At 67.0% G+C, this 14035-nt stretch carries 13 protein-coding genes; 3 read left to right on the forward strand and 10 right to left on the reverse strand.

Translation table 11 applies throughout. The features are described from left to right. Window positions 1-28: 28 nt before the first annotated feature. The 3 genes from DEQ67_RS11045 to DEQ67_RS11055 all read right to left on the reverse strand — a co-directional run bounded on the left by DEQ67_RS11045 (window position 29) and on the right by DEQ67_RS11055 (window position 2088). Window positions 29-589, reverse strand: coding sequence for a DUF1684 domain-containing protein (locus DEQ67_RS11045; protein WP_115802935.1), 561 nt, complete (start codon window positions 587-589; stop codon window positions 29-31). Between the two features lie 60 nt (window positions 590-649). Beyond that, entirely contained in the window at window positions 650-1633 is a 984-nt protein-coding gene (locus DEQ67_RS11050; protein WP_004062530.1) for an aldo/keto reductase, read from the reverse strand. A 188-nt stretch (window positions 1634-1821) separates the two neighbouring features. After that, window positions 1822-2088 (reverse strand): hypothetical protein, encoded by a 267-nt coding sequence (locus DEQ67_RS11055; RefSeq protein ID WP_004062531.1) that lies wholly within the window; start codon window positions 2086-2088, stop codon window positions 1822-1824. Window positions 2089-2434: 346 nt separating this feature from the next. Between DEQ67_RS11055 and DEQ67_RS11060 the strand changes: the two genes are divergently transcribed. Further along, entirely contained in the window at window positions 2435-2734 is a 300-nt protein-coding gene (locus DEQ67_RS11060; RefSeq protein ID WP_004042347.1) for a hypothetical protein, read from the forward strand. Between the two features lie 12 nt (window positions 2735-2746). On the opposite strand, the gene DEQ67_RS11065 is transcribed toward DEQ67_RS11060, so the two are convergent. The 6 genes from DEQ67_RS11065 to DEQ67_RS11090 all read right to left on the reverse strand — a co-directional run bounded on the left by DEQ67_RS11065 (window position 2747) and on the right by DEQ67_RS11090 (window position 9965). Continuing rightward, window positions 2747-3682, reverse strand: coding sequence for a DMT family transporter (locus tag DEQ67_RS11065; protein WP_115860845.1), 936 nt, complete (start codon window positions 3680-3682; stop codon window positions 2747-2749). A gap of 110 nt (window positions 3683-3792) precedes the next feature. Then, window positions 3793-5124, reverse strand: coding sequence for an ABC transporter ATP-binding protein (locus tag DEQ67_RS11070; RefSeq protein WP_115860847.1), 1332 nt, complete (start codon window positions 5122-5124; stop codon window positions 3793-3795). Then, window positions 5117-6307 (reverse strand): ABC transporter ATP-binding protein, encoded by a 1191-nt coding sequence (locus DEQ67_RS11075; RefSeq protein ID WP_004062534.1) that lies wholly within the window; start codon window positions 6305-6307, stop codon window positions 5117-5119. The genes DEQ67_RS11070 and DEQ67_RS11075 overlap by 8 nt, the downstream gene beginning before the upstream one ends. 1 nt (window position 6308) lies before the next feature. Further along, complete coding sequence (locus DEQ67_RS11080; RefSeq protein WP_004062535.1) at window positions 6309-7373, reverse strand: ABC transporter permease; 1065 nt, start codon at window positions 7371-7373, stop codon at window positions 6309-6311. 6 nt (window positions 7374-7379) lie between these two features. Next, a complete protein-coding gene (locus DEQ67_RS11085) occupies window positions 7380-8378 on the reverse strand; it encodes an ABC transporter permease (RefSeq protein ID WP_004062536.1) in 999 nt (332 codons plus the stop codon). 3 nt (window positions 8379-8381) lie between these two features. Beyond that, the gene (locus DEQ67_RS11090; protein WP_233506039.1) at window positions 8382-9965 is read right to left on the reverse strand and encodes an ABC transporter substrate-binding protein; all 1584 of its coding nucleotides are present in this window, start codon (window positions 9963-9965) and stop codon (window positions 8382-8384) included. A 219-nt stretch (window positions 9966-10184) separates the two neighbouring features. Between DEQ67_RS11090 and DEQ67_RS11095 the strand changes: the two genes are divergently transcribed. Both DEQ67_RS11095 and DEQ67_RS11100 read left to right on the forward strand, forming a co-directional pair. After that, window positions 10185-10823 (forward strand): hypothetical protein, encoded by a 639-nt coding sequence (locus DEQ67_RS11095; RefSeq protein WP_004062538.1) that lies wholly within the window; start codon window positions 10185-10187, stop codon window positions 10821-10823. Window positions 10824-11000: 177 nt separating this feature from the next. Continuing rightward, window positions 11001-11690, forward strand: coding sequence for a hypothetical protein (locus DEQ67_RS11100; protein WP_115802939.1), 690 nt, complete (start codon window positions 11001-11003; stop codon window positions 11688-11690). Window positions 11691-11723: 33 nt separating this feature from the next. Here the strand turns inward: DEQ67_RS11100 and DEQ67_RS11105 are convergent, their stop codons facing one another. Next, on the reverse strand, window positions 11724-13979 hold the full coding sequence (locus tag DEQ67_RS11105) for an NADP-dependent malic enzyme (RefSeq protein ID WP_115891474.1): 2256 nt from the start codon (window positions 13977-13979) through the stop codon (window positions 11724-11726). Between the last annotated feature and the right edge of the window lie 56 nt (window positions 13980-14035).

Raw genomic sequence — 14035 nt, forward strand, 5'->3', positions numbered from 1 at the left:
ATGGAACTTGCGCTTTTGATTCGCCGGGTTACTCGTAGTCCCGTTCGCCAGCAGGAACGACCACGTCGAGCCAGTTCTCCTCCGGCGGAAGCGGACATTCGAAGGTCTCGGTGAACGCGCAAAACGGGTTGTACGCGAGGTTGAAGTCGACGACGACCTCCTCCAACTCGTCGAGGGGCGCGTCGGGCGTGAGTTCCATGTACCGACCGCCGTTGTAGGTCTGCTGTCCCGTCGTCTTGTCGCGGAAGGGGACGAACAGCGTCGGCGAGTCGTCGTGTTCCTGACGGTACGCGCCGAGGGTGAGGTCGGTGTCGCGGAGTTCGAAGTGGAACGTGGCGACGCGGAGATACCGGACCTCGCCGTCGGTCGAGGTGTCCATCGTCACCGGTTCGGGGTCGGCGTGCGTCTCGACCGACGCGGTCACGCGGTAGTCGGGGTCGGGGTCGAAGTAGTCGAGGCCGTCGAAGTCGTCCCGTTCCTCCGGCGGAATCGGTGACTGCGGGTGCGACCCGAAGAAGTCGTCTTTCTCCTCGCGCTTCGCCCGGAGCTCGGAGACGTAGGCGTCGGCGTCGAACGCGTCGTCGGTCATACGCGTCGATACCCGCCGACGACACCTACACCTGACGGTTCGGGGCCGCTTCCGAAGCTGTTACGCGGACAAGTGACGCTTGGCGACCGAGATGCGTTCGAACTGGTCGGGCGTGAGGTCGATGTCCGCGGCCACGACGTTCTCGCCGAGCTGGTCGACCGTTCGCGCGCCGACAATCGGCGCGGTGACCTGCGGGTGATGCATGAGCCACGCGAGGCTGACCTGCGCGGGCGACGCGCCGACCGCCTCGGCGACCTCCTCGACCTGTTCGAGCGCGTCGAAGTTCGCCGGCGTGAGATACGAGTCGGCGAATCGCTGGTCGTTCGCCGCTCGGGAGTCCGCGGGCGGGCGCTCGTCGCGGGCGTACTTGCCCGTGAGGAAGCCGCCGGCCAGCGGCGACCACGGGACGATGCCGATGTCGTAGTCGGCGCACATATCGAGGTAGTTCCCCTCTATCTCGCGGTTGACGGCGTTGTACCGCGGCTGGGCGACTTTGAACGGCTCGTAGCCGCGCTTGTCGGCGAGTTCGTTCGCCTTGACGACCTTCCAGGCGTTGGGTTCGAGCGTCGAGGTGCCGAGGTAGTTCACCTTCCCGTCGCGGACGAACCCGTCGAGCGTCCGCATGAACTCCTCGACTGGCGTCTCGTCGTCCCACCGATGGATGTACAGCAGGTCGACGTAGTCGGTGCCGAGCCGGTCGAGAATGCGGTCTATCTGGCGGCGGAGATGCTTCCGGTTGAGCCCGCGGCCGTTGGCGTCCTCGCGGGTGGGCCAGAAAACCTTGGACGCGACGACGAACTCCTCGCGGTCGCGCTCGGCCAGCCACTCGCCGATGTACGTCTCGCTGGCACCGTCGCCGTACATATCGGCGGTGTCGATGAAGTTCCCGCCGGCGGCGGCGTAGGCGTCGAGCAGCTCGTGGGCGCGGTCGCGTCCGACCTCGACCGCGCCGTCGTCGTTCTGCCGACCGAACCGCCACGTCCCGAACGCGAGCTCGGAGACCGTCGTTCCGGTCCGTCCCAGTGGAACCATCGAAAGCGACATACTGACTCCGAAGACCGGACCGCGGTAAAGCGACTCGGTTCCCGATGGTCGAACGTGAGGGACATCCGGCAGTGGCCGGATGGCCGCACAGAGCCCGAGAGACGGGAAACGAGAGGACGGCCGCGGAGATGGAGGGAAAACGCAGTTCGTTGTCGTAAACCACGACCCGCGCCGGTGTACGACCGCGTCTACGAACGGGCGTAGTTGTGGCCGATGACGAGCGCGAGCGCGTTGACTGCGAGAAGCGCTCCGAAGACGGTGAACTCGCTGGCTTCGAGGCCGCCGAACAGCAAGGGAAGATACAGGAACGGGAGGGCGACTGCGGCCCAGAAGCCGACGAACCGAAGCGGTGCGGCGACGAGTTCGAAGCCGAGGCGGAGCGGCCGTTCTTCCGTTACGACCTCGCGGAGTTGGGAGAGGCGTTCACGGGGGACCGTGGATGGGGAGTTCGACATTGGTTGGGGGGCACCTACGACTACAACATGGAGCGGAGGGGTCATAATTAGGTGCGAGAATTCGACTCGTTTCATACTCGTTTACCCACGACTATCCGGTAAATGTGAAGTTTCATCGATAGACGAGCGGCCGCCTAATACTTCATAACCTCGCCTAACTCTTTTATTCACGGAATAGTCACGCGTTCTTGAACGGTCGTCGAACCCTGAATTTCCGCGGGTTTTCTCCGGTTCGAACGCGGCGCTCGATACGGTCGGGAGCCCGACACGTCGCCCGCGGTCCGACGGATGGTTCGGTCGGCGTCGCTCCCGCAGGGATTTAGCCCGCGGGCGCAACTGTCGGGGTATGCCCGACCTCAATCGCGTCGCAAAGCGCATGTACAACATCCACCCGAACGCTATGCGCCTCGTCGTCGGCGAGGAGATAGACGGCACGTTCACGCTGGAGAGCGCGGAGTTCTTCCAGACCGACTTTCAGGCCGAAGGCGGACTCGACGGCGACGACGCAGTCTATCGGTTCGCGACGACGGAGCACAACGACGCGGTCGTCGTCGGTCGACAGCGTCCCGGCGAAGACGGCTGGACGATGATCGGAGAAGTGGAGACGGTCGAGCGGGTTGACGCGACGGACGCGACGGACGCGTAGCCGCGCGCCCACTCAGTCGGTCGCGCGGGCACCGTCACCGAATCGATAGCGGAGTTCGCGCCGAATCGCCCCGCGCTTCAGGAGGACGAACCCGAGGAAGATGAGGGCGAACCCGCCGACCGTGGACGGTGTCGGAACCTCGCTCAGGAACGCCCAGCCGGAGAGCGCCGCGAAGACGGGGGCGACGTACGAGACGAGGTTGATTTCGATGGGACCGAGGCGGGCGAGCAGGTCGAAGTAGATGAGGAAGCCGAGCGCGCTCGCCGCGAGTGAGAGATACGCGAGCGCCGCGACCGACTGGACGTTAAGGACGACCGCCCCGGGGCGCTCGCCGAGGCCGACGGACGCAACGTGCATCAGACCCGCGCCGAGGAGCATCGACCACGCCTCCATCGTCTCGATAGGCAGCTCCGAGTCGACCCGACGTGTCAGGACGGAGCCGAGGGCGAAGGCCGCGGCCGCGCCGAAGATGAGGAGTTTCGCGACCGTACCGCCGGCGAGGAGGTTGCTCGGGTCGAGTTCCGAGAGGACCGCGACGCCGACGAGTCCGAGGAGGAGGCCGACGACGCCGAGGGGGGTGAGTCGCTCGCTCGGAAGCAGGAGTCGCGCGAATCCGGTCGTGAGCACCGGACTGAGGCTCACGATGACGGCGGCGGCGGCGCTCGTCACGGTGGGGTCGGTCTCGCCGATAAACAGGAGCGCGTGGTACGCGGCGATAAGGAACACCGCGCCGATGGCGACTTCGGTCCACTCGGCTCTGCCGCGCGGGAGCGGCGAGTCGGTGGCGTACAGCGCGTAGGCGAGCATCACGACCCCCGCCACGTCGTACCGGAGCGCCGCGAACAGCACCGGCGGGAAGAACTCCAGCCCGGCTTTGATCGCCATGAACGCGGACCCCCAGACGGCGGCGAGGACGACGAACAGACCGACGTTTCGATACCGTGTCACAGCGATGGTGCGCCCGGTAGGGGCCTGAACGTTTCGTTACGGGGCGGTTTCGCCGGTGCCGCGAGGGCGGCGTCGGCCGAGGCCAGCACTCGTCGCCCGCTGGACCCGAGTCAGTCGTCGGCTTCGGCGGCCGTGCCGGCGTTCGTCTCGACGACTATCACCTCGTCCGAACCCTCGTAGAGGTGGCAGGCCGCGGGATGCGGCACGTCACCGACGCCGGGGCGTCGCGTCTCACAGGGGCTCTCGAAGCGGTCCCGAAGCGTCTCGCTGGCGCGGTCGACCTCGCCCTCCGCGAGGTGGCCGAGCGCCGTGTCGACGACGCTCGCGACCTCGTCGTGGAGCTCGTCGTCGACGTGTCGCGCGCGCGCCTCCTCGATGAACGCCTCCGTATCCTCCCGGTCGGGGTCGGCAGCGTCCCAGATATGGTCTTGGTTCACGTCACCGACCGCGAGAGCGTCCCGAAGGTCCATCACGGCGCGGTAACTCCCCTGTTCGATGGCGAGGTCGTCAGGGGGGATGACCTCCGGACACCGAGTCCGGAAGCGACAGCCGGACGGCGGGTTTCGCGGCGACGGCACGTCACCCGGCAGCGCCTCGACCCGTCGGCCGTGTTCGGCCGTGGAGGGTCGGGGAACGCTCTCCAACAGCGCCTTCGTGTAGGGGTGTTTCGGAGACTCGAACAGGTCGTCGGTCGGACCGAGTTCGACGATGTTGCCGAGGTACATCACGGCGACGCGGTCGCAGATGTGGCGGACGACCGAGAGGTCGTGCGCGATAAACAGATACGTCAGCCCGAACTCCTCCTGCAAATCGTCGAGCAGGTTCAACACCTGCGCCTGCACGGACACGTCGAGCGCCGACACCGGTTCGTCGAGGACGATGAACTCCGGTTCGAGCGCGAGCGCGCGAGCGATGCCGACGCGCTGGCGCTGGCCGCCGGAGAACTCGTGGGGGTAGCGGTCGAAGTGGTTCGCGGAGAGGCCGACCCGCTCTAACAGGTCCGTGACCCTGTCGCGCCGCCACTCGCGTTTGGACTCGCCGTCGGCGGACTCGGGAATCCCGTGAATCTTCAGCGGTTCGGCGACGATGTCGCCGACGGTCATCCGCGGGTCGAGACTCGAAAACGGGTCCTGGAAGACGATTTGGGCGTCCCGGCGGAACGCCTTGAGTTCGTCGTCGTCCATCTCGAAGACGTTCTTTCCGTCGAACGTGACCGCGCCGCCGGTCGCCTCGCGGAGTCGGAGCAGCGTCTCTCCGGTCGTGGACTTCCCACAGCCGGATTCGCCGACGAGGCCGAGCGTCTCGCCGCGTTCGACCTCGAAGGAGATGCCGTCGACGGCCTTGACGCTCGTCGGGTCGCGCCCGAGGAGGCTGTCGACGAACGAGTCCTGTTCGAAGTAGTACTTCTGGAGGTCCCGAACCGCGAGGAGCGGCTCAGTCATCGGCGCTCACCTCCCCGGCCGCCTCGCCCCCGTCGACCGAATCGACGGCGTCGGCGGGGTCGTACTCCTGTTCGGCGAGGACGCACCGGACGCTGTGTCGGCCGTCCAGTTCGTACTCTGGGATGCGGGTCAGGCAGTCGGTCATGGCTTTGGGACACCGGTCGGCGAAGTAACACGCGTCGGGCATCTCCGAGTCGAGCAGGCTCGGCACGTTGCCCGAGATGGGTTCGAGGCGGCCCGAGGGGTCGTCCACGTCCGGAATCGACCCCAACAGTCCCTGCGTGTACGGGTGGACGGGGTCGTCGAAGATGTCGGCGAGCGGGCCGCGCTCGACGACCTCGCCGGCGTACATGACGCCGACGCGATCGCACATCCGGGCGATGACGCCCAAGTCGTGGGTTATCATCAGGATGCTCATCCCCTCCTGTTCCTGCAAGTCGCGCAGGAGGTTGAGAATCTGCGCCTGAATTGTCACGTCGAGCGCGGTGGTCGGCTCGTCGGCGATGAGTACGTCCGGTTCGCCGGCGAGCGCCTGCGCAATCATCGCGCGCTGGAGCATCCCGCCGGAGAACTGGTGGGGGTACTCCTCGGCGCGGTCCTCGGGGTCGGGGATGCCGACTTGGTCGAGCAGTTCGACCGCGCGGTCCATGCTCTCGTCGTCGACGTAGCTCTTCGAGGGGAGAAGCGAGTCCACGAGGAGCGAGCCGAGGCCGTAGCCCTGCGTCCGCGAGCGCGTGCTGCGCGGGTTCGACCGGGCGCGGCGCTGGACCTCGACCGCCTCGGCTATCTGCTCGCCGACGGTTATCGAGGGGTTGAAGCTGCTCATCGGGTCCTGAAACACCATGCTGAACGACGGGCCGCGGAGCGACCGGCGGACGCCCTCCGGGAGCCGTCGGATGTCCACGAGGTCGCCGTCGACGGCGTCCGGTTTCGACTCGCGGAACTCCTCGGCGAGGTCGGCGTTGCGGTACCATATCTCGCCTTGCGTCACGCGGCCGGGCGACTCGATGAGGTCGATGACCGACAGCGCGGTCACGGACTTGCCGGAGCCGGACTCGCCGACGATGCCGAATATCTCGCCGTCTTCGACGTCGAACGAGACGTGTTCGACCGCGTTGACCTGCCCCTCCTCGGTGAAAAACCGGGTGGAGAGGTCGCGGACGCTGAGAATCGTGTCGGCCATCTCAGACGCCCCCCTCCCCTTCGATGCCGGGGTCGAGCGCGTCTCTGAGCCAGTCGCCGACGAGGTTCAGCCCGATGACCGTCACGACGATGGCGAGGCCGGGCATCGTCGAAATCCACCACGCGGTGGACTGGTACTGCCGGCCGAGGGCGATGTCGAAGCCCCACGACACGTCGGCCCCGGAGAAGCCGAGGAACGACAGCGCCGATTCGAGCAGGATGATGGCGGCCACCTGAATCGTCGCCAACACGAGGATTGGCGTGATGGCGTTCGGGAGGACGTGTCTGAGCACCGTCCGTCCGTCGCTCGCGCCGAGCGCCTTCGCGGCCTTCACGTACTCCTCCTCGCGGATGGAGAGCGCCTCGCCGCGGGCGACGCGGGCGAACCACACCCAGTTGACGAGCGCGACGACGACGATGACCGTCCCCGGGAGGACGACCGTCTCCGGCATGCCCGTCGGTAACCCGACCGCCGAGCGGAACGCCGGGGCGATTCCGGTGGCGACGAACGGGTCGGGGATTGGCGCTTGCGCCTGCCCCCAGACGCCGACGAGGGCGATTGCGAGGACGAGCGAGGGGAACGCGAGCATGATGTCCGCGCTCCGCATCAGCACGTCGTCAACGCGCCCGCGATAGAACCCCGCCGACAGCCCGACGAGGACGCCGATGAGCGCCGCGAGCGACGTGCCGAACAAGCCGACGAGGATGGACGTTCTCGCGCCGTAGATGATGCGCGAGAGGATGTCTCGCCCGTTGCCGTCGGTGCCGAGCGGGTGGGCGAGCGTCGCGTTCGTGTAGACGGTCTGCGTCTCGGTGACAACCTGCCCGTCTTCGATGACGACGCTCCCGTTTTCCATCTGCGTCACCTCTCTGGTCTCCGTCGTGCTGAAGCCGAGCGGCGGTTGCCGGGCGTTGTCGAGGTCCTGTTGAGACGGGCTATACGGCGAGATAAACGGGGCAAAGATGGCCATCGCCACCATGAGGACGACGACGACGATGCCGAGTTTCGCGAGGAGACTCCGTCTGAGTTCCCGGCGAAGGTTTCTGCGTGTGCGTTCCGATATCATAGAGCGTTAATCGTAGGCCACCTGCGGGTTGACGTAGGCGTACAGGGCGTCAACGAGGATGTTCACGAGGACGAACCCGACCGCGACGACGATGAGCGAGCCCTGTAAGACCGGCCAGTCGCGGGCGTTGATGCTGTTGATGATGAGCGACCCGAGTCCCGGCCACGCGAAGACGGCCTCCGTGATGACGGCCCCACCGATGAGGGTGCCGAGTTGGAGTCCGATGACGGTGATGACCGGGATGAGCGTGTTCCGAAGCGCGTGCTTGTAGCGGACCAGCGTCTCCGGGAGCCCCTTCGCCCGCGTCGCGCGGACGTAGGTCTGTCCGAGTTGGTCGAGCATTCCGCTGCGGGTGAGCCGCGTGATGAGCGCGGTGAAGTACGTCCCGAGCGTGATTGCGGGGAGCGTGATATGCCACAGCCACGTCCCGAAGCCGCGTATCGCCGCGCCCACGTCGCCGCCGGCGAGAAGCACCGCGATGCCGTCGAGGCCGATGGGGCGCTGACTGGTCGGGAACGCGTCCAACTGCACCGCGAGCACGAGGATGAGCATCACGCCCAGCCAGAAGTTCGGCGTGCTGATGCCGACCAGCGAGAACACGGTCGCGCCGTAGTCCGCCGGCTCGTGACGCCGCGTGGCAGAGAGGACGCCGAGCGGAATCGCGATGACGACGGCGACGACTGTCGCCGCGATGGCGAGTTCCAGCGTCGCCGGGAGTCTCGCCACGACGCGGGCCGAGACCGGCGTCCGGGTGACGAGCGACAGGCCGAGGTCACCGAACGGGATGCCCGAGATGAACTCCCAGTACTGCACGTACAGGGGCTCGTTCAGCCCGAGTTCGGCGATGACCTGCGCTCTGACCTCCGGGTCGACGTCGGGCGGCAACAGCACGTTCGCCGGGTCCCCCGGCGAGATGAACCGGAGGCCGAAGACGACCGTGATGACCCCCCAGATGACGAACAGCCCCTGGAGCGAGCGTTTGATGAGGAACCTCGACAGCGACATCGACTACTGCTGGCTCATCGCGTACGCGTCGATGCGCTCGTCGGAGCGGGCCTCCCACGCGATGGCGTCGTTGACGCCGTAGACGCTGTACTGCTGGTTCAGGAATATCCACGGGCACTGCTCGTGGGCCATCGCGTTCGCCTCTTGGAGCGTCGCTTCGCGCTCCTCGCCGGACTGGTTGCCGGCCTGTTCGAGCAGCGCGTCGAACTCCTCGTTTTGCCACGTCGTGAGCGTCCCGTCGGAGGAGAGAAGCGCCTCCATGACGAGGCCGCCGTCGAACGTCGCCTCGCCCCAGCCGATGAGGAACCACGGCGGGCGGGCCTCGATACTGCCCGCGAGCAGTTCGTCGACGAGCGACCCGAAGTCGCGCTGGCGGACCGTCGCCGTGACGTTCGGGAGTTCGTCGATGTAGCCCGCGACCGCCTGCGCGACTTCGAGGTCCTTCAGGTAGCGACCGACCGGCGTGTGAAGCTCGATTTCCGCGCCGGCGTAGCCGGAGTCTTCGACCAACTGCTCGGCTTGGTCCGGGTCGTACGGGTAGGGGTCGAGGTCGGGGTTGTGCCCGACGAACTCGGGGAGGGTTGGCTGGCCTGTCTGCGTGCCGAAGCCCTCAAGCACGTTCTGGACGATACTTTCGAGGTCGATTGCGTAGTTCATCGCCTGCCGGAACTCCATCGAGTCGAACGGTTCGACGTCGTAGCGCATCCCGTTGTAGATGATGCGGGTCGACGGGGACGCGGCGACGCGGGCGTTGTCGGAGTTAGTGACGCGCTGGACCTCCTGCGGAGGGACGTTGACGATGAGGTCCGTCTCGCCCTGCAAGAGTTGGTTGACGCGCGTGCTGGCCTCGGACGCGGCGCGGAAGGTGAGCGTGTCGACCGCCGCGGGCTCCCGCCAGTAGTCCTCGTACGCCGTGAGGACGACCTCCTCGTCTTCGGTGTACGAGTCGAGTTGGAACGGCCCCGTACCGTTCATGTGCTGACTGATGTACGCCTTGTCGTTCTCCTCGACCCACGACCGCTGCATCACGTCGAGGTAGGTCGCGAACTCGGAGAACACGATGGGGTTGAGAGACGCGTTGTTGACCCTGACGGCGTTCTCGCCCTCGATGACCTCCGCGCCGGAGACGCCGGCGAGTTGGTCGCTCTGCGGGCTGGCGAAGCCGACCTCCTCGTCGACGACGCGGTTGATGCTGTACGCGACGTCCTCGGGGGTGAGTTCGTCGCCGTTGTGGAACGTGACGCCCTCGCGGAGGTCGAAGCGGACCGCGTTCTCCCCGTCGATGCGCTCGTAGTTCGTCGCGAGCGCGGTCTGAATCGACCCCGCCGCGTCGCGGGTCAACACGCCCTCGTACGCGTGGAGGACGACGATATCCGTCGACGTCTCGCGGTGGTCCTGGGGGTCGAGGCCGGAGGGCATCTGACCCTGCGTGATAGTCACGTCGAACGAACCGCTGTCCTCGGTCGTCGTCGTCTCGGCGGTCTCCGTCTCGTCTCCGCCGGTCGTCGTCTCCGCGGTCTCCGACTCCTCCCCGCCGTTACCGGTACAGCCCGCGAGCGCCGCTGCCGCCGCCGCGCTGCCTGCCAACTTAATGTATGAACGTCGACTAGTATGCGAAGTGTTGTCAGCCATCGAAGGCACATTGAGTTGACCGTTCTTATATCCATTGCCTGTGCCCCGACTTCGTATAGCGTTCTGAGAATATATTACAGATAGTTATCCCACTGAGGCATCGACTTCTGACACGGGCGCATCGCACCTCAGATACGGGGTACGTTTATTACGCCCCATCTCCGAAACGTTCGTATGGCCGTGACCGGCCGTCCCACACTTCGGGACTTGTTCGACGAGTCGCCGACGCCTCACATCGCACACCCGCCGCGCACGCATCAACGGCACTTCTACGTCGCGACGGACGGGTCGTATCGCCCGAACGGCGGTGGACTCGGTGCGGTGATAGAGACCCGCGACGGCGAGCGAGTCGCCCGTATCGCACTCCCTGACGTGCCGCCGGACAACAACGTCTCGGAGTATCGCGCACTTCACCTCGGACTGGACGTGCTCGCCCATCGCGCGCCCCCCGGCGCTCGGGTCGGCGTCCTCGTCGACCACGACGACCTCGCCGCGAACGTCAACAACGCCGTCCTCGCCGGCGACCACCCCGACTGGAAGTCACCGAAGCGAATCGTCGTCCCCGCCGGCAGCGAACACCACTGGCGGGGGATTCAGGCCCGTATCGCCGGCTTCGGAGAGCTTCGCGCCGCGCGAATCGACAGCCGAGAGAACCCCGCGCACCCGCTGGCGAACGCGCCGAACGAGTACGAACACGTCAACCGGCGGGCAGACCGCTGCGTGCTCCCCGACCCCCCGGAGTTCGAAGCCGACTCCGGCACCGACGTGAGCTACCTCCCGCCCTCGCGGTTCGAAGGGCGCGCGAGCGACTGAACGCAGGCCGTCGTCGACGACCCCACGTTCGCCCCGTCCATCGAGTGGGCCGCCGAGCGCGAGCAGTCCCACCGGGGCGGCGCCGTTCCGGGCCGCTACCGTCGGGCTACCGTCCCCTCTCCGGCCGGTCACTCCTCCATCAAAAAGTTGACAACACGGAGCGACGACGCCGGACGTATGGACCCCGCGGAGACCGTCGGCGCGTTCGACCCTCGGAGACGCGGGCTCTCGCCGCTCGGTGCGACCGCGCGCCGCCACGCGCGCCGACTGGTCATCACCTCACTCTTGACGGCCGTCGTCGTCGTCGTCGCCGTCCGCGACCCGGGGCTCCTCTCACCGACCGCCGGTGTTTCGACAACTGTCGTCGGCGTCGGCGGCCCGACCTTCCTCGTCCGGCTCGAACTGGGCGCGCTCGCCGGCGCTCTCGCCGCCGGCGTCTCGCTCGTCGCCCTCGTCGACCGCGACCCGGCGGTCGACCTCCGCGCCGCCTCGGGGTGGCTCGCGCTCGCCGCCGCGGGCTTCCTCGTCGGAACCGTCGCCGCGCGGCAGCTCGCGCCGGGCCTCGTCGACGTACTGGTCGAGTGGGGCCGCGTAGCCGCCGATTCCCGACAGTCGACGCTCGAACTCGAACTGTTCTTCCCGGTCGCGGTCGGCGGCGGCGCGGCCGTCGCCCCGCTTCTGCTCGGATTACGCCGCGCCGGCGCGCTCTCGCGGCGACTCGCCGGGCGGACGAGAGGGCTGTCGCTCCTCTGTCTCGTCGCCTTCGCCGCGTGCTTCTCGCCGCCGGATTCGACGACGTTCGCGCTCTACGCGGCCCCGCCGGCGGTCGGGCTGGGCGTCGCCGTCGCGTGGGCCGAGTTCGGGTAGGGATTCGAAGAAAAACTGGCGGCGAACTTCGCGTTACTCTTCCTGCGCGTCCACGACCGCCGTCGCCGCCAAGTTCACGATGTCTTTGACCTCGTCGCCGCGCTGGAGGACGTGGACGGGTTTGTCCATGCCGACGAGCATCGGGCCGATGGCCTCCGCGCCGCCGAGACGCTGGAGCAGTTTGTAGCCGATGTTGCCCGCTTCGAGGTTCGGGAACACGAGGACGTTCGCGGGGCCGTCGAGCTCAGCGAAGTCGTAGGTTCCTTCGAGGATGTCCTCGACGAGGGCGGTGTCGGCCTGCATCTCGCCGTCGACCGGGAAGTCGACCTCGGGGTCGTCCTGCAGGAGCGCCGCGGCGTCGCGGGGCTTGCGCGTCCCCTCGTTCGTGACGCTGCCGAAGTTGGAGTACGAGAGGAGCGCCGCGCGGGGTTCGACGTTGAACTGACGGGCGAGGTCCGCGGTGTGCTTCGTAATCTCCGCGAGAACCTCCTCGTCGGGGTCGAGGTTGACCGTCGTGTCGGCGCAGAAGACGACGCGGTTCTTGAACGTCATCATGTAGACGCCGGCGGCGTAGTCGGCGTCGTCGGCCGTGCCGATAATCTGGAGCGGCGGGCGCAGCGCCGACGGGTAGTGGTGCGTGAGGCCCGTCAGCATCGCGTCCGCGTCACCGACTTCGACCATCACGCTGGCGAAGTAGTTCGAGTCGCGGCGGACGAGCTCCTCGGCCTCGGAGTTCGTGACGCCTTTCCGCTGTCGAAGCTCGTAGAGACGGTCGACGTAGTGGTCCCACTCGCCGTCGCGGGGGTTGGCGATAGTCGGGTCGAAGTCGAGACCCAGCTCTTCGGCCTTGCGCAGAATCGTCGTCGTCTCTCCGACGAGGATGGGTTCGGCGATACCCTCCTCCTGCATCTGGTAGGCGGCGCGAATCATCTTCTCGTCTTCGCCCTCCGCGAGGGCGACCCGCTTTGGGTTCGACTTCGCCTTGTTGAGGACGACGCGCATCATCTCGCGGGACTTCCCGAGGCGGGCTTCGAGGCGCTCGCGGTACGCGTTCATGTCGAGGCGCTCGCGGGCCGCGCCGGAGGTCATCGCCGCCTGCGCGACCGCGGGGGCGACTTCGAACAGCACGCGGGGGTCCAGCGGCTTGGGGATGACGTAGTCGGCACCGAACTGGAGCGGGTGGTCGCCGTAGGCCTTGACGACCGCGTCGGGCACGTCCTGGCGGGCGAGTTCGGCGAGCGCCTCGGCGGCGGCGCGCTTCATCGCCTCGTTAATCTCGGTCGCGCGCACGTCGAGCGCGCCGCGGAAGATGAAGGGGAACCCGAGAACGTTGTTCACCTGATTCGGGTAGTCGGAGCGCCCGGTGGCCATGATAACCGTGTCGTCGCGGGCCTCCTTCGCGTCCTCGTAGGTGATTTCGGGGTCCGGGTTCGCCATGGCGAAGATGACCGGGTTGTCGGCCATCGACCGCACCATCTCCTGACTGACGATGCCGCCGACCGAGAGCCCTGCGAGCACGTCCGCACCCTCCATCGCGTCCGACAGCGAGCCCTCGTCGACCGGCTTGGCGAACTCGGCTTTGTACTTGTTCACGTCGCCGTCCTCGACGCGCGACTCGGTGATGATGCCCGAGGAGTCGCACATCGTGATGTTCTCCTTTTTCGCGCCGAGGGAGACGTAGAACCGCGCCGTCGCGAGCGCGGACGCGCCCGCCCCCGAAAAGACGATGTCGAGTTCGTCGAGGTCCTTGTCCACGATGTCGGCGGCGTTCAAAAGCGCCGCCCCGGAGATGATGGCCGTGCCGTGTTGGTCGTCGTGGAACACGGGGATATCCATCTGCTCGCGGAGCTGTCGTTCGATTTCGAAACACTCCGGGGCCTTGATGTCCTCTAAGTTGATGCCGCCGAACGTCGGCTCCATGGCCTTCGTCGCCGCCACGAAGTCGTCCACGTCGGCGATGTCGAGTTCGACGTCGAACACGTCGATGTCGGCGAAGCGCTTGAACAGCACGCCCTTGCCCTCCATCACCGGCTTCGACGCCTGCGCCCCGATGTCCCCCAGCCCGAGGACGGCGGAGCCGTTGGAGACGACGCCGACGAGGTTGCCCTTCGCGGTGTACTCGTAGGCGGCGTCTTCGTCCTCCGCGATGTCGAGACACGGCGCGGCCACGCCCGGCGAGTACGCCAGACTCAGGTCGCGCTGGGTGTTCGTCGGCTTCGTCGTCGCAATCTCGATTTTTCCGGGCGGGTCCTGTCTGTGATATTCCCGTGAGTCGTCGTCCAGTCCCATGACCCACACGTCCTCACGCAGGGGGCAAAAAGCTATTCAACAACGTCGAATTTTGA

Source organism: Haloferax sp. Atlit-48N (assembly GCF_003383015.2).
Taxonomy (GTDB): domain Archaea; phylum Halobacteriota; class Halobacteria; order Halobacteriales; family Haloferacaceae; genus Haloferax; species Haloferax volcanii.